General features: G+C 47.8%; 16 protein-coding genes. 8 read left to right on the forward strand and 8 right to left on the reverse strand.

Annotated features, from left to right (window positions below):
* Positions 1–32: 32 nt before the first annotated feature.
* Positions 33–944 (reverse strand): LysR family transcriptional regulator, encoded by a 912-nt coding sequence (locus tag L4D19_RS02420; RefSeq protein ID WP_428451021.1) that lies wholly within the window; start codon positions 942–944, stop codon positions 33–35.
* A 444-nt stretch (positions 945–1,388) separates the two neighbouring features.
* Here L4D19_RS02420 and L4D19_RS02425 point away from each other — a divergent pair, with 444 nt between their 5' ends.
* The gene (locus L4D19_RS02425; protein WP_428451022.1) at positions 1,389–2,771 is read left to right on the forward strand and encodes a GntP family permease; all 1,383 of its coding nucleotides are present in this window, start codon (positions 1,389–1,391) and stop codon (positions 2,769–2,771) included.
* A 102-nt stretch (positions 2,772–2,873) separates the two neighbouring features.
* On the opposite strand, the gene L4D19_RS02430 is transcribed toward L4D19_RS02425, so the two are convergent.
* Positions 2,874–4,742: a hypothetical protein gene (locus tag L4D19_RS02430; protein WP_428451023.1), complete on the reverse strand. Its 1,869-nt coding sequence runs from the start codon at positions 4,740–4,742 to the stop codon at positions 2,874–2,876.
* A 307-nt stretch (positions 4,743–5,049) separates the two neighbouring features.
* On the opposite strand from L4D19_RS02430, the gene L4D19_RS02435 reads away from it, so the two are divergent.
* On the forward strand, positions 5,050–5,466 hold the full coding sequence (locus L4D19_RS02435) for a universal stress protein (RefSeq protein WP_428451024.1): 417 nt from the start codon (positions 5,050–5,052) through the stop codon (positions 5,464–5,466).
* A gap of 22 nt (positions 5,467–5,488) precedes the next feature.
* Here L4D19_RS02435 and L4D19_RS02440 read toward each other — a convergent pair whose 3' ends face one another.
* Positions 5,489–5,764: a nitrogenase-stabilizing/protective protein NifW gene (locus L4D19_RS02440; protein WP_160652885.1), complete on the reverse strand. Its 276-nt coding sequence runs from the start codon at positions 5,762–5,764 to the stop codon at positions 5,489–5,491.
* 253 nt (positions 5,765–6,017) lie between these two features.
* On the opposite strand from L4D19_RS02440, the gene L4D19_RS02445 reads away from it, so the two are divergent.
* Complete coding sequence (locus L4D19_RS02445) at positions 6,018–6,416, forward strand: NUDIX hydrolase (RefSeq protein ID WP_428451025.1); 399 nt, start codon at positions 6,018–6,020, stop codon at positions 6,414–6,416.
* A 113-nt stretch (positions 6,417–6,529) separates the two neighbouring features.
* Here the strand turns inward: L4D19_RS02445 and L4D19_RS02450 are convergent, their stop codons facing one another.
* A complete protein-coding gene (locus L4D19_RS02450) occupies positions 6,530–7,087 on the reverse strand; it encodes a TetR/AcrR family transcriptional regulator (protein WP_428451026.1) in 558 nt (185 codons plus the stop codon).
* A gap of 140 nt (positions 7,088–7,227) precedes the next feature.
* On the opposite strand from L4D19_RS02450, the gene L4D19_RS02455 reads away from it, so the two are divergent.
* Positions 7,228–7,572: a hypothetical protein gene (locus tag L4D19_RS02455; protein ID WP_428451027.1), complete on the forward strand. Its 345-nt coding sequence runs from the start codon at positions 7,228–7,230 to the stop codon at positions 7,570–7,572.
* A 167-nt stretch (positions 7,573–7,739) separates the two neighbouring features.
* Here the strand turns inward: L4D19_RS02455 and L4D19_RS02460 are convergent, their stop codons facing one another.
* Positions 7,740–8,645, reverse strand: coding sequence for a LysR substrate-binding domain-containing protein (locus L4D19_RS02460; RefSeq protein ID WP_428451028.1), 906 nt, complete (start codon positions 8,643–8,645; stop codon positions 7,740–7,742).
* 213 nt (positions 8,646–8,858) lie between these two features.
* Between L4D19_RS02460 and iadA the strand changes: the two genes are divergently transcribed.
* Positions 8,859–9,995 carry a beta-aspartyl-peptidase gene (iadA, locus tag L4D19_RS02465; protein WP_428451029.1) on the forward strand — a complete coding sequence of 379 codons (1,137 nt, stop codon included), beginning with the start codon at positions 8,859–8,861 and terminating at the stop codon, positions 9,993–9,995.
* 10 nt (positions 9,996–10,005) lie between these two features.
* Positions 10,006–11,469: a C4-dicarboxylate transporter DcuC gene (gene dcuC / locus L4D19_RS02470; RefSeq protein WP_428451030.1), complete on the forward strand. Its 1,464-nt coding sequence runs from the start codon at positions 10,006–10,008 to the stop codon at positions 11,467–11,469.
* A 64-nt stretch (positions 11,470–11,533) separates the two neighbouring features.
* On the opposite strand, the gene L4D19_RS02475 is transcribed toward dcuC, so the two are convergent.
* A complete protein-coding gene (locus L4D19_RS02475) occupies positions 11,534–12,907 on the reverse strand; it encodes an SLC13 family permease (protein ID WP_428451031.1) in 1,374 nt (457 codons plus the stop codon).
* Positions 12,908–12,929: 22 nt separating this feature from the next.
* A complete protein-coding gene (locus tag L4D19_RS02480; protein ID WP_075766609.1) occupies positions 12,930–13,574 on the reverse strand; it encodes a TetR/AcrR family transcriptional regulator in 645 nt (214 codons plus the stop codon).
* Between the two features lie 419 nt (positions 13,575–13,993).
* Between L4D19_RS02480 and L4D19_RS02485 the strand changes: the two genes are divergently transcribed.
* Complete coding sequence (locus L4D19_RS02485; RefSeq protein ID WP_428451032.1) at positions 13,994–15,382, forward strand: NCS2 family permease; 1,389 nt, start codon at positions 13,994–13,996, stop codon at positions 15,380–15,382.
* Positions 15,383–15,396: 14 nt separating this feature from the next.
* Positions 15,397–17,181 carry an adenine deaminase gene (gene adeD, locus L4D19_RS02490; protein WP_428451033.1) on the forward strand — a complete coding sequence of 595 codons (1,785 nt, stop codon included), beginning with the start codon at positions 15,397–15,399 and terminating at the stop codon, positions 17,179–17,181.
* A gap of 129 nt (positions 17,182–17,310) precedes the next feature.
* Here the strand turns inward: adeD and L4D19_RS02495 are convergent, their stop codons facing one another.
* A complete protein-coding gene (locus tag L4D19_RS02495; protein ID WP_428451034.1) occupies positions 17,311–18,870 on the reverse strand; it encodes an alanine/glycine:cation symporter family protein in 1,560 nt (519 codons plus the stop codon).
* Positions 18,871–19,044: the final 174 nt, after the last annotated feature.

Below are 19,044 nucleotides of genomic sequence, written 5' to 3' on the forward strand. Positions count from 1 at the left end.
ATAATAGTGATGCAATTTACACAATGGAGAGATTACATCTGCTCTTCGCTAATTTCTCGCACGCGCTTAATCAGATAATCTTTAAAATTAGCGCAACGAACAGGCATCTGCTTGCGCGGGCGAAAATACAAACTGAACTCAAAATCACTATTAATATAATCATCAAGAACTGGCACCAACCTTCCATCCTCAAGCTCTTCCTTGATCAAGGTAACTGGAAGATAGGCAATACCGCCCCCCGTTAAGGCAACCGTTTTTAAAAACTGACTATCTTCAACTTCGACCGTCTGAGCAATATCAACAGTAGTAAATTCGCCGTCTCGCTCAAAGACCCACTTATTGCCCCCAACCAGCGTCGAGGCATACAGACAATTATGTCTTTTCAAGTCTTCTGGCACTTCAGGCTTAGAAAACATATCTATATAACTGGGCGCGCAACACGCTGTGAGCGGATAGCGCAGCAAAGAACGCTTGACCAACAGGCTATCTTTTTCCTGAAACCCCTGATAAACAGCAATGGCACGAATGGCAAAGTCAATTTCGTCAATATGATCCATATCGAATGCGGTTTCGATAACCCGAAAGGTAACATGAGGATGATCAAGCAGATATTCTCCGACAATTCGACTAAGAAAATTCTTCGCAAACAGCGGCGTACTCGCAATACGTATCACCCCGCGATCATCATTTCCCAGGTTTTGGATTTCTGTAAAGATATCTTCAATTTCACTATTTACGTTATCAAAGCGCTCAAATAGACGCAGTCCCGCCTGAGTAGGCACAACCTTGCGGGTAGAGCGTTTAAGCAGACTGACCCCCATATTGTCTTCCAGCTCTATAATCCAGCGACTGCCAGCTGATGCCGAAATACCATATTGGCGAGCAGCTACACTGAACGAGCCGGTGCGAACAACATAGAGAAAGTAGACAATTTTATCTAACATAGAGGCACCGTGATTATTGCGCAAACAGGATAGACTATTTTATATACGGATTAATTTTAAATTTCGACAAAGAGTTATCAAAACTCATACTTCTGATCGCATAAAATGAAAACTAAAGAAATATACACATCACTAAAAAGAAATTAATCACTAGTTATCTTTCGTCATCTCAATAATATTCACCGAACAATTCATTTTAATTATCGCTTTCTAAGCAATATAGTTTTTCGAAATTTACGATAAACACTTCTATGCATTCCCTAAATTTAAATACCCAGCAGAAAGGACACCTGTTTATCCCAAATCCTCATAATTGAAATGCGAAAATGAAGGTAAAATATCCCCTTACTATCGCTTAGCATAACGTTTTGAACACATTAGATTAACAAGCAATCTATCAAGAAAAGGACTTCTTTTCTTGCCGCGAACATGTCGAGGGAAATAATGACATTAAGTATTTTGGGTATCTTTGCATCATTGATAATACTGATGGTATTAGCCTATCGCGGTGTGTCTGTAATAGTTCTCGCCCCGCTAACGGCAATGCTCGCCACCATTTTTTCCGGTGATTTTCCGGCCATTGTGGCCTATACAGAAATATTCATGAAAGCGATGGCTGGTTTTATCGCGCTATATTTTCCGGTGTTTCTGGTGGGTGCAATTTTCGGTCATGTAATGGGCGTATCCGGGGCTTCAACCGCTATTGCCAACTTCATCTCAGCCAAATTTGGTAATGACAGGGCAATACTGGCCGTAGTCTGCGCGACGGCTCTGTTGGTATACGGCGGAGTATCCCTGTTTGTTGTCGTCTTCGCGATTTACCCCATTGGCGTTTCTATCTACAAAAAAGCAGACGTGCCCAAGCGCTTGCTGCCTGCCTCGATTGCTCTCGGTGCCTTTACTTTCACAATGACAGCCTTACCCGGCTCACCGCAATATATCAATACGATGCCAATCCCCTACTTCGGGACAACAATTTATGCGGCCCCGCTCCTTGGCATTATCAGCTCTGTGATCATGATGACACTAGGCTTATTATGGCTCACTCGACGAGCTCAAAAACTTAATGCAGCCGGTGAAGGTTATGGGGTTCACGACGCCGATAAAGAGATCCAATATAACGACAATACCAAACTACCGGGCTTTGTATTAGCCATTGTCCCTATTTTGCTCATCTTTATCCTTAACTTCGCGCTCACCAATTGGTATTTCATCGAATTTGCCGCCAACTACCTTCCAGCCATGAAAGCATTAGGGAAAAGCCAGATCAACGGAATATGGCCGGTAGTGATTTCACTGGCTGTTGCTATCGTAGCTAGCTTTATTTTGTTTCGGGCCTATATCTCCAGCCCAAAAAAACAACTGGAAAAAGGTGCACTAGGTTCCTTACTACCAATTATGAATACCGCTTCAGAAGTCGGTTATGGCGGCGTTATCAAGGCACTGGCTGCATTTTCTGTTTTGCAGGCAGGCATTGTCTCAATGGATATCTCGCCGATTATCAAGGTAGCTATCTCCACCACCTTACTGGCCGGCGTAGTCGGCTCTTCTTCAGGCGGAACAGCTCTGGCACTGGAAGCACTCGGGGAGTCGTTTAAGACCATGGCATTAGAGCACGGGATCAGCCTCGAAGCCTTTCACCGTATTGCCATTATGGCAGCAGGCGGGCTCGACACATTACCCCACAGCGGGGCGGTGATCACCTTGCTGGCGGTAACAGGCCTCTCACACCGCCAGTCATACAAAGATATCGCAATGTGCACGATCGCTATCCCCCTCTTTGCCGTCGCAATCGCCATAGCCCTTGCCATGTCTGGGATCACCTAATCGGCACTTCCGGCAACAACAGTTCAGGTTGTGGTCTCCGCAACTAAAAATGCCAGTCTTGATGACTGGCATTTTTTTATGTCGTTCTATATTCAGACGATCTTACTTTTCATATGGGTAGAGATAACCACGTGTAATCACTCGTCCGTAAGGATCATAGGAAGAATGGTAAACATCACCCACATCAGGAAGCTTGGAACGAGACACTTCCGTCTTACCATCTTCAATTGACGCCCTAAACCCTGCCCCTACATGGTTAACACGGGCATAAATCCACAGATCAGCATCAGTGACCAAGTCCGAATCACGACGCCAAGCATACTTAAACTCTCCGGCATCAAGGGATAATTCAGTCTTACGAGCCATAAACGGCATCATTTCACTCATCGGGCTGATACCTTTACCGGCATTGATTTTTCTCTCAAAGAACGGTGTAGATTCGCTATTACGGTAATAGGAAATGGTATATTCCGAATTATCCGGGATAGGTGCTTTTGCCTCAGACATTGGATCATAATCAAAGGTGTAACCAGTTAACACCGGGCTAAACTGATATTCACTTGATGCCAAATGACAACTGGCAAGCGCACCTTCAGCTTTATTTTCCATCTTGAAGACTTTGTCCAGCTTGAATGGCTTGTCAAAACCCGGGCCGCTGATCGTCACATAGTCCAAGTTAATATGTTTGTTTATATTCTCTAGCTTCGATGAGAAGTCCGGGTTGCCCCACTCCCAGCCGTTTGGCGAGGCTGTAAACATGTCACATGCTGCTTGACTCGGAAATGCATCGATTTCCATCCGCCATACATTATCTGCGAACTCTTTATCTGCCTTATCATATGACTCCAGCTTCAAGAAAAGTGAGGCATGGATTGGCAACTGGGTTTCTTCACCAAGAAACTTAAACTTACCGTCCGAATCTTTTTCGAACCACGCATGCATTCGGCTACCGCTGGCAAACTGTGAATCTTCAAGTCGCTGGGTAAAGCTGATCTCGAAACGTTGGTTTGTACTATCGACGCTCACTAGGGAAAGATCACGATACCGATCCATCCCCGTGTCGATCTCGTTGCCCATAGTGCGCTCTTTATATTCCCAAAGCCCGGTATCTGATTCACCAAACCAAGACGCGTCCGGGTGCACATAAGCCATATAATCTTGCTGGTCTTGCTCAAGTATCATTGATTCAAGAATCGAGTCAGCCGTAACGAGAAAACCTAATGACTCCGCAGCTTCTTCAACAGTCACGCTATCTGGCAACAAGCTGTCAGTCCATTTTTGGCCATACACCAAAGTCACTGAGTACTCAGGTTTTGCCCGATAAGTCACTGTGGCCTGAAGTTGATCGTCTGAAAATTGAATATCAAGCAAGTCCAATACGGCATCAGCTTTGGTGTAGTTAGCCTGAAACTTACTGCTAAGCAAATCAAAGTCAACTTCCACCCCAGCGGCTACAAATAGCTTTGCCAGTACCTGCTTTAACTCTGTCTGGGCCAAAGCAAGTTTTTCTTTGGTAAGGCTATCGGAATAATTTTCCGGAGCATCAAAGACTTTCGATGCCGCCGCTCCAGTCGCATGAGAAATCAGTAGCTGAGTGAGGGGAGTAACATTTACCACACCGGCAGCCAACTGCTCCTTAACTACAACCGAATACAACTCATGGGCTTGCCCTCCTGAGCCACCGACCATTTTTAACAAAGCCGGTGTTTTAAGATCCGCTACAGAATCAAATGCAAACGCACCCTGCTCCTGAACGGTATACTCTGTGCTTGCCCCATCAGCTGCGCGCAAAGTCAGCTTGCCCTTTATAGGCGCACCTGTTGCAGCCGTACCAACTAACTGTCCCTCTTCAGCTGGAGCCACAGGGATCACTGGTAGTGGTTTTGCTACTGGCGTCGGAGAGGAACTCCCACCACATCCACCTAATAACAGTGATGAAATAGCTACAGCTAACGTTGTTCTTTTTATCATTGTTTTACTCTGCTTGTTGCCTATACAACTTATAAATCAGCCACGTAACACATAGCCTGAAGTTGCGTATTCTCACACTTACAATGTCTAGCGTGTAGAAACTTATGGGGCAAGTTTGACTCAGCTATCATTATTAGTGTTTTAACACTAATTCAGCAGATAAATAGAATAAAAACCCGTCAACTCGCTTACTTCCTTTCATGCCAGTCTTGGCAAATTTGATGAAAACTCGCGCATTCCATCGTATACATTACACTTTGCAGTAAGCTCGCCATTGTTGATCCAGTAACGGCCAGAGAGGTTGGTTATGTTTAGCAAGATTATGGTGCCTGTAGACTTAAGGCATGAAGAACAGCTCACTAAATCACTGGATGTGGTCACCAAACTGGCAAAAATCTATAGCGCCAAGGTTGTCTTTGTCGGTGTTTCATTGGCCGCTCCGACGGAGATATCTCGTAACCCCGAAGAATACAAAGCTAAGCTCGAACTTTTCACTCAGGAGCAATCTGATCTCCACGACATTGATGCCGAGAGCCACCCGATCTTCAGCGTCGACCCTACTGCCGACCTCAACAAGAAGCTCCTTGATGCCATCGATGAAATTGGCGCAGATCTCATTCTCATGGCAACCCATATCCCCAATGTCAGCGATTATATTTTTGCCAACCACGGAAACTACATTTCGGATCATGCCGATATCTCGGTGTTCCTGATTCGTGGCTAGCGTTATGAGAATTTAGCGACGATTATCGACGCTGACACGAGGTACAGCCTCGACAGGCGGATCGGGTATGTGGGTCCAGGCGACTTCGCTGTACCTTGCAATAGGCATTTTTGAGTGCGCGGCGGGCCGAAAACCAATCGTCCGGTTTTGAAATCAACAGGTATCCGTTAAAACGCTTCACCAACTGTGTACGGTACTCATTGATAAAACGACTATCAAAGTCGATTTCGAAATACTCAAGCGCCTGTTCTATAGAGGTAAAACTGGCTATTTTTTGATGAATGTCGGTCTGGCTCATGCTCTAAACAAGTGGAATGGTTTCCGCCAGTTTAGAAGAGCAGCCCAGTTCAATCATTGATGTAACACGGATTTTGCGCAGCTTTATCATCTGATGGGTTAAAAGAAATGTGGAGCAGACTCAGCACCTGCCACCACAGTAACAATGTCAGAAGAAGCGATTAAATACTGACAAACCTCTATAACTCATTGTAAATCAACAATACAAGCTGCAATACTACGTCACGCCATATACACCAAAAGGACTCTTCACAATGGACGTCAATGAATGTGTTTCATTCTTACTGGTTGACAGCAATAAGGTATTGCTGGAAAAGCGGGCAATGAACAAGGCCACAGATCCGGGGCTAATCACCATTCCCGGGGGCCATATTGAAAATAACGAAACCAGAGAACAGGCGCTGTTGCGGGAGATGAAAGAAGAATTGGACATCACTCCGGCCAGTTACACCTTCCTATGTACTTTGTACCATCCAACCGAAGAGCTACAGCTCATTCATTATTATGTTGTGGACGAGTGGACAGGTAACATCCAGAGCCAGGAGGCCGAGCAACTCCTGTGGTGCGACCTTGATGGTGAGCTTCCTGTCGGTATCGAGGCCGACAACGTGGCAATAGGTGAATATGCTCGATTATTAAATAGATTAAAGTGAAGGGCTGATTAATCGATTTGTTTTGCTATTCGCTCAAGGTTATTTCAAACACAGGTGCAAGCAGAAATGAGGGCATACCCTCTGAGCTCCTGCTTGCAAACCTGTTAATTGACTCAAAAGATTTCTTTTAGATACATTTCTTTCGCAATATCAATAAGCTGAGTGTCTTTGCTTATAGGTAGTGTCGCTATCAACCCACTGAAAATGAGTTCAGCTTTCGTTGCTTTCTGTTGAGCATCATCAACATCATGTCGAGCGAGCATTTCTACTATCAACTCAACCCGATCATGACTGTATTGAGTACATATCGACGTTATATCTTCATCCTTGTTACAAAATTCACTATAGGCAAGCTGGAAATAACACCCATAGAACTGGTTCTCTGTCACCAGCTGGCGAAGTTTTTCAAACCTCACATCGATTTTTTCTCTCAACGATAATTCCTTATCATTGATAAGCTCTATTAAAGCCTTCGTATGCATCTTCGAGTAATGTTCAAGAGTTGCAGCGATCAAGCACTCTTTTGACTTGAAATAGCGGTAAATCGTCGCTTTCGAGAAACCTGTTTTTGCCGTAAGTTCATCAACGCTCGTACCCTGGTAGCCATTTCGAATACAGAGATCAGCTGTTACTTCAAGTATCTTCTGTATCTTCTCGTCTTTCTTGCTCATGTTCAGTCTCCCGGTAACTCTATACCTAAAAATAAACTAAACCGTTTCGTATTAAAAGTGTTGACATATTATTTTTGTGAGCTAATCTTAACAACAAATGAAACGAAACAGTTTAGTTTAGAAGACAAAGGGGAAACATCATGACTATTAAAACTATCGCTCTATCTACATTGCTATTAGCTTCTGCCTCAACAGCTATTGCAGCACCTGGCAATGATCATGATCGCATTACTGACCGCTCGGCCAAAGAGCTACGTCTGCAAGCTTTAGACAATGCACCGGCTATTCACTCACAGGTCGCTCCGCTGAAATATATCGATCGAGACGAACCGACCTCAACACGACATGCGACTGAATTACGTATACAAGCCTTGTCGTCACCATCGCGCAATGCTGAACCATTTGTGCAACGTGATCGCGACGAGCCAGTATCCACCCAGCACGCAACCAAGCTACGCTTAAAAGCTTTGGAACAAAGCAGCTAAACACTAACAAACAATAGTTAAGTTAATTGAAGATAGACTTCTTCAAATACGGGCTTGGGGGATAGCAAGATCAGTGTCAATATTCATAGGACGAATTAAAAGGTCGCTTTTGGGCGGCCTTTTTATATTCAGCAACTTACAGTACTTAATCAGTCAACAATAGTGTTTCATTCTTGCTGAGCGACAACCTCGTTGATCCCTTGCCAGAACTGCTCTACTGCAGGGCGATTCGCCCCTTTTGAGCGGTAGCAGACAATATCCAGTGAAATAGCCAACTCAGGTCTTTCCGCAAAGGCTTGGACCAACAGGCCTTGCTCCAACTCTTCCTCAATCGCATGTAACGGCGCCCACGCGATCCCCATACCACTGACAGCCATTTTAATCAGCGACTCGCTCAAAGTCGTTTCAAAAACAGGCTCAAGCGGCAGCCCTACGCTTTCGGTTAGGGGTGCGACGACGTTAAACAAGAAAGTATGCTCGGAATAAGCCAGATAAGGGTAGCGACTCTCTTTGGGATGATTTTCCAGCAGCTCAGGAGAGATCACCGGAATGATCTTTTCCTTAAACACCAGGCACCGTTCAACCTTGTCTTCAAGCAAAAAGGAAGGGCGCATTCCCTTGGTGTTATAGGCAAATAAAATATCGTTTGAATTATCTAGCAGCGCCTGAAAGTGGTTATCAATTCCCTGCACCGAGGGATTGAGCGCGAGATTGAGCCCTTCTAATAACGAACCGGCCTGGCGAAACAATCGCGGCATCAAGTTCACGGCGAAGGAATGCAGACAAACGATACGCACCGTATTGTCTGTTTTAAGGGATTCGCGGGAGAAATCTTCCTTGGTAACTTTAACCATTTCGAGCAGATTTTCGACATAGGGAACAAACTTTTCACCCTGCTCGGTTAGCGTTATTGGATATGAGGTGCGGTCGAATAACGGTACTCCAACCCACAATTCCAATGCCTGGATCCGGCGGCTAAATGCTGACTGGGTAACATGCCTTGCTTTTGCCGCGGCAGAAAAGTTACCCAATTCCATCAGGCTCATAAAGTCATCTAACCACTTGAATTCCATGAAAATACCCTCAAACATCCCTATCTATGATCTGAGCGAATACTATCATTCAAAATCAGCAATGGAAATCAAAATACTCATAGGAAAAGTAGGGGTATGCTCATTTTCGTTGATTGACGCAATGTTAGGCAATGCTGTTTTACGACGTATTTCGACACCTTTTCAATGCGTATTACCAGTAACGATTATCCAATAAAATACCAAGAGGAAATCATGTTTACCCTACTGAAAAATACCGATCTCTATAGCCCGCACCATATTGGCAAAGCCGATATCTTAATTGGACAAGGAAAAATCCTCACCATTGAGCCTGAGCTGAATCTTAGCGGTTTAAATGATGTCACGATAATTGACTGCCAGGGAAAAATCGTAGCACCAGGACTGATAGACCAACACATCCACCTGACCGGCGGCGGTGGCGAAGCCGGGTTTGCCAGCCGGACGCCGCAAGTTACGCTGAAAAAACTGATCCAGGCCGGAACAACCACAGTTGTCGGTGTGCTAGGTACTGACGGGATCTCCCGCTCACCCAAAGATCTCTATGCCAAAGCCGCGGCCCTCACGGAAGAAGGCATCAGCGCATTTATGCACACAGGATCTTATGAGGTGCCGACCAAAACCATTACCGGGTCGATCCGCGATGATCTTGCTTTCATTCCTGCCGTGCTCGGAGTGAAAATCGCATTGGCCGATCACCGTTGTTCGTTCCCTACCCTCGAAGAACTGGCACGGATCGTCTCTGACATCCGTATCGCCAGCATGCTCTCAGGAAAGCGAGGGTTACTGCATGTTCATATGGGCGGTCTGCCTCAACCATTTAGCCTAGTCAACGAGTTACTCGATATGGGGCTGCCTATCCACCACTTCTCCCCGACCCATGTCGCCCGGACAGAAGCCCTGTTTGACGAAGCCATTGGTTTTGGCCTGCGTGGCGGGTGTATCGACATCACCTCCGGCGGCAGCCGATTTACGCCACCAGAGCAGGCAGCCAAAATGGCGCTCGAATCAGGGGTTGCAGCCAATCTAATCACCATCAGCTCCGACGGTAACGGTAGTTTGCCTAAGTTCAACTCACACGGGGAACTTACAGGCCTGACGGCAGCTAATGTTGACAGCAACCTGTTGTTGCTACCCAAACTGATCGATCAAGGAATAGCCCTGGAGCTGGCAATCGCCATGATGACCGCCAATGTTGCCGATTCTCTCGGGATCAACAAAGGACGCATCCAGCCTGGCAAAGATGCCGATATCTGTATCTTCAACGACGATTTCAGCCTGCATGGCGTGATTGCCAAGGGGCAGAGATTACAGCTGGACAACGAGCTTCTGGTCACCGGTAACTTCGAATAAAGGATTAATTATGAGTTTACTAATCGCCTTGATCGGGCTGGTGTTTGCCGGTCGCCTGATCCTCAAAAACTATAACCCCCAGGCAGTGCTGTTTCTGACCGGTATTGCCATGATGGCCATCGCCATCTTTACCAACAACGCGGTCTTTGTCGAAAAATCAACTGGCTGGGTCGGCTTTGATATCTTCGAATACATCCGCAATACCTTCAGCAACCGCGCCGGTGGGCTTGGTCTCAAAATTATGCTGATCGGTGGCTTTGCCATGTTCATGTCGGCCATCGGTGCCAGTCAAGTGATGGTTAAAGTCGCCGCCAAACCGTTAATGAAACTTAACTCGCCTTACCTGATGCTGGCCATGGCTTTCATCCTGGGACAAGCACTGTCACTGTTTATCTCCAGTGCAACCGGACTGGGGCTACTGCTGATGGCAACACTTTACCCGGTATTGATCCGCCTTGGTTGCAGTAAAGCCGCTGTTGCCGCGGTGCTCGCCAGCACATGTGCCATTGAATTCGGACCGGGATCCGGTAACTCGATTCTTGCTGCACAGACTGCCGGAATAGACATTACCGAATTCTTCATCCATGAACAGCTGCCGGTGATCAGTATTCTGATTGTTGCTGTTGCCGCCATCCATGCGTTGGTACAGCGTTATTTTGACCGTAAAGAAGATCAGGCCGAACAATCAGTTTCGCTTCAGGATGAAGTACAAGATACTGAGGCTGATGCACCACTTTACTACTTGCTGCTACCTATGCTGCCGCTGTTCTTTATGCTGACATTCAGCAAAATGGGCGTGGGTACCATCAAGGTGGGCATGGCCACAGCCATTTTATTGAGTATCTTTATCGGCCTTGTTTGCGAATACGCCCGCCATAAGCAAGCCAAGCCGGTTTTCGAAAAGCTACAGGGGATCTTCAATGATATGGGCAAAGTGTTCGCCACTGTCGTTACCCTGATCATCGCCGGTCAAACCTTCGCCATGGGACTTAAATCCATCGGTGCTATCGACGCCCTGCTACACATGGCCAGCAGCGCCGGCTTTACCGCCAGTGTGATCGTGCTCTTTATGGCAGTGCTGACCTTTTCCATCTCGGCCCTGATGGGTTCGGGCAATGCTGCCTTTTTCTCCTTTGCGCCTATGGTGCCACAGATAGCAGAGAAAATTGGCACCAATGTGGCTGACATGATCCTCCCTATCCAGCTATCAGCAGGCTTTGGCCGTACGATTTCCCCGATTGCCGGGGTGATCATCGCCGTGGCGGGTATCTCGGGCTTGTCACCTTTTGACATTGTTCGCCGAACCCTTATCCCAATGCTAAGCGGCTGGCTCATCATGCTGGTTATCACCTTTACTCGCAGCGGTCAGATCATGCAGCTGTTACCGTTCCTGGCCGGGATTATCGCGCTAATCGCCGTAATCACTGTTCTCATTAAAAAGAGAGCACAGCAGCAAATTGCTCGCGAGGCATAAACACAAGCAGTAACATTCAGTAAGCCAACTATCAATGAGTTGGCTTACTGTCTATTGACGCCAACTACTGCCAAAACAGCCAGGCGAAAATAGCCAGGGCAATGATACAGGCAATATTGACAATCACCCCCACTCGCATCATCTCACGCTGCTTTATGTAACCCGAGCCGAATACGATCGCATTGGGCGGGGTTGCCACCGGCAACATAAAGGCACAGGAAGCCGCAACACCAATCAATGCTGCCAGAATGACAGGTGGTATTCCCAATACCTCTGCGATAGAGGCAAATATCGGCACCAGCAGGGCTGCGCTTGCAGTATTACTGGCAAACTCTGTCAGGAATACGACGAAAGCAACCACAATAAGAAAGACGAAGAACAACCCAGCCTGTTCAAGTAGCCCACTCAAGCTGTGAGCCAGAAAGACACTGGTCCCGGTCTCCTTGAGAATATTACTCAAACAGATCCCACCGCCGAACAGCAGCAAGACGCCCCAATCGGTGGTTTTATCGATATCTTTCCATTCGACAACCCGGGCAACTCCCAGCATCACAATCGCCGACATTGCAACCAAACTATCAAACTTGCTGAAGCCACCCAAAAAAGCATTAAGCGGCTTACTGAAAATCCACAAGGAAACGGTAATTGCGAAAATAACCAGGGTAGTCAGCTTGGCATTATCCCACTTGACCGGCTCATGGGTGATCTCAAACGTATACTTCAGGTTTGGCTTTAACATCAGATAGAGCAGTGCCACCACCATCGGCAACAGCATCAATGTGATTGGCAAACCCAGCGCCATCCACTCGGTAAAGCTCAATCCGACCTCAGTAGCGGCAATCGCATTGGGCGGACTGCCGACAATCGTCGCGATACCGCCGATGCTCGCGCAGTAGGCAATCCCGAGCAGAATAAACACATAGGTATTATGCTCTCGCTTAGCATCCACCTTGTTCAGTATTCCCAGCACCAGAGGCAGCATCATGGCCGTCGTTGCCGTGTTGCTGATCCACATCGACAGCACTGCCGTAACCCCGAATAACATCAGGGCGGCAATGGCCATATGTCCGTTGGCCAGCAACAGAACCTTGTCGGCAATCGCCTTGTCCAGCTCTTGCCGATGCATGGCGGCTGCCAGCGCAAAGCCACCAAGGAAAAGAAAGATGATCGGATTGGCGAAATTGCTAAGGGCTTGCGGGGTCTCGAAAATCCCCAGCCCAACAGCCAAAAGAGGCACAAACAGAGCTGTAATGCTGATATGAATTGCTTCTGTCAGCCACAAAATAGCAATGAAGATTAATAAGCTGAGCCCAAGTACGACATCAGGCTCAAATGGCAGGGTATTTAGCATCAGCACCAACAAAGCCACATCGGCAAGAAAAATGATGCTGTTACGGTCAAACAACCATTTTTTAATGGCGAGGCTTAAGGTTGTCATACGCCTTCCTTACTGGTAGTCCTTAATCCACGGCGCAACCATAAAGAAACAACCGGATATTTTGCCGGTACAGACTTTCCAAATACCCAATGGTCTCTTCTTCCGATTGGCCTTCCCTTTTTAGCGGATAGAAGAAAAAAGGCATCATCACCAGCGCATTGAAGCTGTCTTTTAACAAGGAGACATCCAGGCTGGGATCAATAAAGCCTTTTTCCTGCAAAGTCGTAAATATCTTGATATGAAAAGCATCGGTATAGGACAGGATAGATTCATCAATATAGCTCCGGCGCGGTCCTTCATTAAGCACCAGCGTTTTATAGATGATACCCAGCAGCTCCGGATACTCGATATCCAGATAAAAGATTGTCATAAACAGCTCTTCAATCGTATTTCGGTTTGAAGAGGCTTTCTTGAGCTGGTCCAGTTTTTCAAAAAACGGGGCGTAAATATCGTCAAACACCGCTTTGTACAGTCCGGCCTTATTCTCAAAATAATAGCTGATTAAGGCGACATCGACCCCAGCTTCCTCTGCGATTCTCCGGGTAGTGACCTTGTTATAAGAATGCTTCATAAACAAACGCCTGGCTACATCAAGAATAACCTGCTGGCTACTGGGCAGCTCGGTTTCTTGCTTCGGACGACCACGGGATTTGGTTAAGGCATTCATGTTGTTACGTTTCCACTCAAATTTCAGGCACTACTATAATTAGACCTTAACTAACAATCCTAAAACTAAGGGGCTGTTCAAACTTCCAGTATTAAGTACCCAATTCTTCTAGAGAATTTGACACACATCAATGTTGCTATTTTCGTATTCATCAAAAGCCAGCCTTTGCGGAATAATTTACCCGGCCTAATGAGACCTGCATCAACCCCATCTCCCCACTTGCTTCCTTAGAATAAAACTGATCAAAAAACATACAACCCAAAAATCATAAGTCGTCCGCGCCTTGGAATCAGTCCCTTAGGGCTGTGAACTCCCTACAGAACAAAAGAAAGGCAGCACAATCGATTAGCAACACCTCGGGACAAGATGGTTACAACAGGCGCTCATCTACTGGATGGAAGACGGAAAAGGAATCATTTATGACTACACCGAGCAATGAAAACAGTGCCCCCATCAGCGATCTCCCCAAAGACTCGCTGACTCAATCTCAGCCCGTGCCCCAGCAGGGTTTCCTCGAGCGTTATTTTAAACTTGCCGCCCATAACACAACGGCGTCAACCGAGGTTATTGCAGGTATCACTACCTTTATGACCATGGTGTACATTGTGTTTGTTAACCCGCAGATACTGTCTGCCGCAGGGATGGATCCCAGCGGGGTCTTTGTCGTAACCTGCATGATCAGTGCCATTGGCTGTATTGCCATGGGCCTGATTGCCAACCTCCCCATTGCCCTGGCTCCCGCCATGGGGCTCAATGCCTTCTTCGCCTTCTCGGTCGTCGTCGGCATGGGCATCAGCTGGCAGGTCGGGATGGGAACCATCTTCTGGGGCGCGGTCTGCTTCACCCTGATGTCTGCACTTGGTATCCGCTCCTGGATCCTCAGCAACATTCCCACCTGCCTGCGCATAGGGATCCCCAGCGGTATCGGCCTGCTGATAGCACTCGTCGGCCTGAGCAATGCCGGTATTGTCGTTGCCAGCCCGGCTACCATGATCACTGTCGGCGATCTGAGCTCAATGCAGTGCGTGCTGGGTGCCCTCGGTTTCTTTATCATTGTGATCTTATCTTCACGTAACATTCATGCCGCAGTACTGATCTCTATTGTGGTCGTCACCTCCATTGCCGCCCTGATGGGAGATGTCGAATACACAGGTATCATCTCTATGCCGCCAAGCATTGAGAGCACTTTCGGCCAACTCGACCTAGCAGGCTCGTTTGATATCGCCTTGGCTGGCGTCATTTTCTCCTTCGCTCTGGTCAGCCTGTTCGACAGCTCGGGCACTATGATTGGCGTCACCGAAAAGTGCGGTATTACCGACGAACGTGGCCGTTTCCCGCGCATGAAACAAGCCTTGATGACAGATTCCATCACCTCTGTCACCGGCGCTTATATGGGCACCTCCACCGTGACAGCCTATATCGAAAGCTCCGCCGGGGTTGCCGTTGGCGGCCGCACCGGGCTCACCGCCATTGTGGCCGGGTTGCTCTTTATTGTAGTGATCTTCTTCTCCCCGCTGGCTGCAATGGTACCAGGCTACGCCGTGGCCGGTGCACTCATTTATGTCGGGATCCTGATGTCCTCCGGACTGGCCAAAGTTAACTGGACTGATATGACCGAAGCCGCCCCGGCCTTTATCACCACCGTCATGATGCCGTTTAGTTTTTCGATCACAGAAGGGATCGCGACCGGCTTTATCACCTACTGCGTTATGAAAGCAGGTACCAACCGCTGGCGTGAAATCCATCCCGGCGTCGCTATTGTCGCCCTGCTATTCATCATCAAATTTGTCTTTGTCGACGGTCATTAATCAGGAATAAAAGGATGTCAAACCTCCAACACAAACATACCCAGCAACTTGACCGGGAACAGCTTGTTCACCTGCTGGCCGTCTTACGGAAAGAGCAAACCGCCGATCTCAAGCTGACCAATATCTCGGTACTTGATCTCGTCAACGGTGAGTTATCTCCCGGCCCCATTGTGATCGATCAGGGCTATATTGCCGCTATCGGTCCTGAGGCTGAGGAGCTAACGGCTACACGAACCGTCGACTGCAAGGGTCAAATTGCCGTACCGGGATTTATCGACGGCCACATGCATGTCGAAACCTCTACCATGACGCCATTCGAGTTTGAGCGCACCACCTTGCCGCTCGGCACAACCAGTATCGTCTGCGATCCCCATGAACTCGTTAACGTAATGGGAAAACCGGGGATCGAGTGGTTCCTTCGCTGCAGCGAGATGATGCGACAGAACATGTTCGTTCAGGTGAGCTCCTGTGTACCGGCCGTTGCCGGACTGGATATCAACGGCAGCGACTTCACAGTGGAAGAAATGCGCGCCTACCTCGACCACCCGCATGTATTGGGGCTGGCCGAAGTCATGGACTACCCGGCGGTTCTTAATGGTAGTCCTATCATGCTAGATAAGCTTGAAGCATTTAGCTCGTTGAATATCGACGGGCATTGCCCCTTGCTCAGCGGACGGGAACTCTCGGCCTATGTCGCCAGCGGGATCCAGAACTGCCATGAAACCACCAACTTCCAGGAAGGAAAAGAAAAGCTGGCCAAAGGCATGGCGGTGATCATGCGCGAAGGATCGGTAGCCAAAAACCTTGATGCACTGGCCCCACTGATCACTGAGTTCAGCTCTCCACTGTGTCTGCTTTGTACCGATGATCGTAATCCTCACGAAATTGCCAAAGAAGGTCATATCGACTACATGGTCAGACGGCTTATCCAGCACCATAAGATCAAGCCTCATTTGGCCTACCGAGTCGCGTCATGGTCAGCAGCCCGGCATTTTGGTTTACAACGATTGGGACTGCTGGCACCGGGTTACAAAGCTGATATCAATTTGGTCAACACACTTGAGCAGGTTGATATTCAGCGGGTACTGATCGGCGGACAGTTTGTCAACGAGCTGCACCTGGCCGAGTCGGTGGCGGCCAAGCTTGATGCCTCCGCGCCCCCTTTGCAACCTACCCTGAAACATAAAGCGGTAGCGGATGACGAACTGGCAATTCCCCTGACAGAGGGTGACTACCATGTGATTGAGATCATCAAGAATGAGCTGCTGACCAATCACCTCGTTTGTCACTTTGACGGTCAGCAGTTTGATTATGAAGGCGTTAACAAGCTGGCTGTCGTCGAACGCTATGGCCACCAGCTACCACCCGCCAAGGGATTGGTAACAGGATTTGGCCTCAACCAGGGAGCGATTGCAACCAGCGTTGGCCATGACTCGCACAACATCGTTGCTATTGGTGCCGATGAGCGCAGTATGGCAATTGCTATCAATCACTTGATCGCAATCGGTGGAGGCTATTGTGTGGTGCAAGGCGGGAAAATCTCTGCCGATCTCAAGCTTCCGCTGGGGGGGATAATGAGCCTCGACAGCTCAGAGGTCATAACAACGCAGATTGTTGCCCTCAAGCAAGCCGCGCAAGCAATCGGCGTCGAGGTTGCCGAGCCGTTTGTTCAAATGAGCTTCCTCGCCCTGCCGGTGATCCCGTCGTTGAAGATTACAGTAAAAGGTCTGGTAGATGTCGATAAGTTCGAGCTCATCGACCTTCGACTGGAAGCACCGCAAACCGCTGCCACTCACTAGAAACATAAATCAGTGACATGCATTAATAACCTTCATAGAAGGTCGGAGAACAAGAAGCAGTAAAAGAAAACAGGTCAGCCAATATCATTGGCTGACCTGTTTAATACAGACTTCTAATTTTAGATTAGCTTAGTTTGTCTCAGTTCCTTTCGAGAAAGCCAATCCCTTCTCGCCTTCTTTGCTGAAATCCTTGATTTCACCCGACTGTACACGAGCAATGAATGACTGCAGCTCTTTCTTCACAACCGGCATCAGGAAGTACAGACCGATGATGTTGAAGATAGACATAGCGAAGATAGCCGCATCCGAGAAGTCGATTACCGCACCGAAGCTAACGCTGGCACCGACAACCACAAAGCAGCAGAACATTACTTTGTAAGCCAGCTCAGTACCTTTGCCTTCACCGAACAGGTAAGTCCAGGCTTTCAGACCATAGTAAGACCAGGAAATCATGGTTGAGAAGGCAAACATCACGACCGCTACAGCCAGAACATACTGGAAGATATCAGCCGTTTGGGTAAATGCCGCCGCTGTCAGGTTAACACCACTCAGCTCACCGTTATTCATACCCGAAATAGTGATAACCAGTGCTGTCATTGTACAAATCACAACCGTATCAATGAATGGTTCCAGTACCGATACCAGACCTTCAGTTACAGGCTCTTTAGTTTTAACCGCCGCGTGCGCAATTGCTGCCGAACCCACACCCGCTTCGTTAGAGAAAGTTGCACGTTTCATACCCTGGATAAGCGCACCGATGAAACCACCTGCTACACCTGCTCCTGTAAACGCACCTTCAATAATTTGACCGAAAGCATCGCCAATCAGTGAAGCATTGGCCACAAGAACAATCAGCGACATACCAACATAAATCAGGGCCATCGCTGGAACCAGCTTACCGGTTACTCGAGCAATCGACGGCATACCACCAATGATTACTGATGCCACCATACCCGCCATAATCAGACCTGTTACCCAGCCATAACCTTCCGGCACACCAAGCGTCTGGACAATCATGGCATTGGCCTGGTTACCCTGGAACATGTTACCGCCGCCCAGTGCGCCCAGAATGGTCATAATCGCAAAGCCAACAGCCAGGCCTTTACCCAGACCACCAAAGCCACGCTCTTTCAGACCTCGGCTCAGGTAGTACATTGGACCACCCGACACATCGCCATTTGGCAATTCATTACGGTATTTAACACCCAGGGTACACTCACAGAACTTCGAAGCCATACCCAATAGGCCACACAGGATCATCCAGAAAGTCGCACCCGGACCACCAATCGCCAGTGCCGCACCTACACCGGCAATGTTACCCAGACCGACCGTACCAGACAGTGCCGTTGCCAGCGCCTGGAAATGCGAAACCTGACCCGGCTCCTTGTTGTTCGGATCAGTAAAGTCTCCTTTGACGATTTTCACCGCCAAGCCAAAACGCTTGAACTGCACAAAACCGAAATACAGCGTGAAGATAATCGCAGCTACGAACAGCCAGCCAACGATGACCGGAAAGTTAGCCCCATTAACAGGCACCGATGTAAAAATTGTGTTCGCGAACCAACCGAGGTATTCGCTAAAAAAGTGATCGATTGCCTTATCAATTCCAACTTGCTCCCCCGCTGCGTACGCCGAAGAAGTAAACATGGTTAACGCTACAGCAAGATAACAACTAATTTTTGATATCATATTCCGTTCCACCTGTGTATTTATATTTTGTTGGCGGAACACAGCAGAATTTTTCACCATTCAGCACTGTGTTTACCTAATCACCAACATTTCCCTGTGGCGAAAAAAATTAGCAATAAGGAAACACGAACTCAACATACCGAGCACTTAGGAAACAGGTTTTCCTACTTCATA

Source organism: Photobacterium kasasachensis, assembly GCF_050336885.1.
Classification (GTDB): Bacteria; Pseudomonadota; Gammaproteobacteria; order Enterobacterales; family Vibrionaceae; genus Photobacterium; species Photobacterium kasasachensis.

Coding starts and splice junctions, on each gene's coding strand:
- L4D19_RS02495 (WP_428451034.1), bottom strand. CDS start 18,870: ATGATATCAAAAATTAGTTGTTATCTTGCTGTAGCGTTAACCATGTTT.
- L4D19_RS02445 (WP_428451025.1), top strand. CDS start 6,018: ATGGACGTCAATGAATGTGTTTCATTCTTACTGGTTGACAGCAATAAG.
- L4D19_RS02450 (WP_428451026.1), bottom strand. CDS start 7,087: ATGAGCAAGAAAGACGAGAAGATACAGAAGATACTTGAAGTAACAGCT.
- L4D19_RS02435 (WP_428451024.1), top strand. CDS start 5,050: ATGTTTAGCAAGATTATGGTGCCTGTAGACTTAAGGCATGAAGAACAG.
- dcuC (WP_428451030.1), top strand. CDS start 10,006: ATGAGTTTACTAATCGCCTTGATCGGGCTGGTGTTTGCCGGTCGCCTG.
- L4D19_RS02420 (WP_428451021.1), bottom strand. CDS start 944: ATGTTAGATAAAATTGTCTACTTTCTCTATGTTGTTCGCACCGGCTCG.
- L4D19_RS02485 (WP_428451032.1), top strand. CDS start 13,994: ATGACTACACCGAGCAATGAAAACAGTGCCCCCATCAGCGATCTCCCC.
- L4D19_RS02480 (WP_075766609.1), bottom strand. CDS start 13,574: ATGAATGCCTTAACCAAATCCCGTGGTCGTCCGAAGCAAGAAACCGAG.
- L4D19_RS02440 (WP_160652885.1), bottom strand. CDS start 5,764: ATGAGCCAGACCGACATTCATCAAAAAATAGCCAGTTTTACCTCTATA.
- iadA (WP_428451029.1), top strand. CDS start 8,859: ATGTTTACCCTACTGAAAAATACCGATCTCTATAGCCCGCACCATATT.
- adeD (WP_428451033.1), top strand. CDS start 15,397: ATGTCAAACCTCCAACACAAACATACCCAGCAACTTGACCGGGAACAG.
- L4D19_RS02475 (WP_428451031.1), bottom strand. CDS start 12,907: ATGACAACCTTAAGCCTCGCCATTAAAAAATGGTTGTTTGACCGTAAC.
- L4D19_RS02460 (WP_428451028.1), bottom strand. CDS start 8,645: ATGGAATTCAAGTGGTTAGATGACTTTATGAGCCTGATGGAATTGGGT.
- L4D19_RS02425 (WP_428451022.1), top strand. CDS start 1,389: ATGACATTAAGTATTTTGGGTATCTTTGCATCATTGATAATACTGATG.
- L4D19_RS02430 (WP_428451023.1), bottom strand. CDS start 4,742: ATGATAAAAAGAACAACGTTAGCTGTAGCTATTTCATCACTGTTATTA.
- L4D19_RS02455 (WP_428451027.1), top strand. CDS start 7,228: ATGACTATTAAAACTATCGCTCTATCTACATTGCTATTAGCTTCTGCC.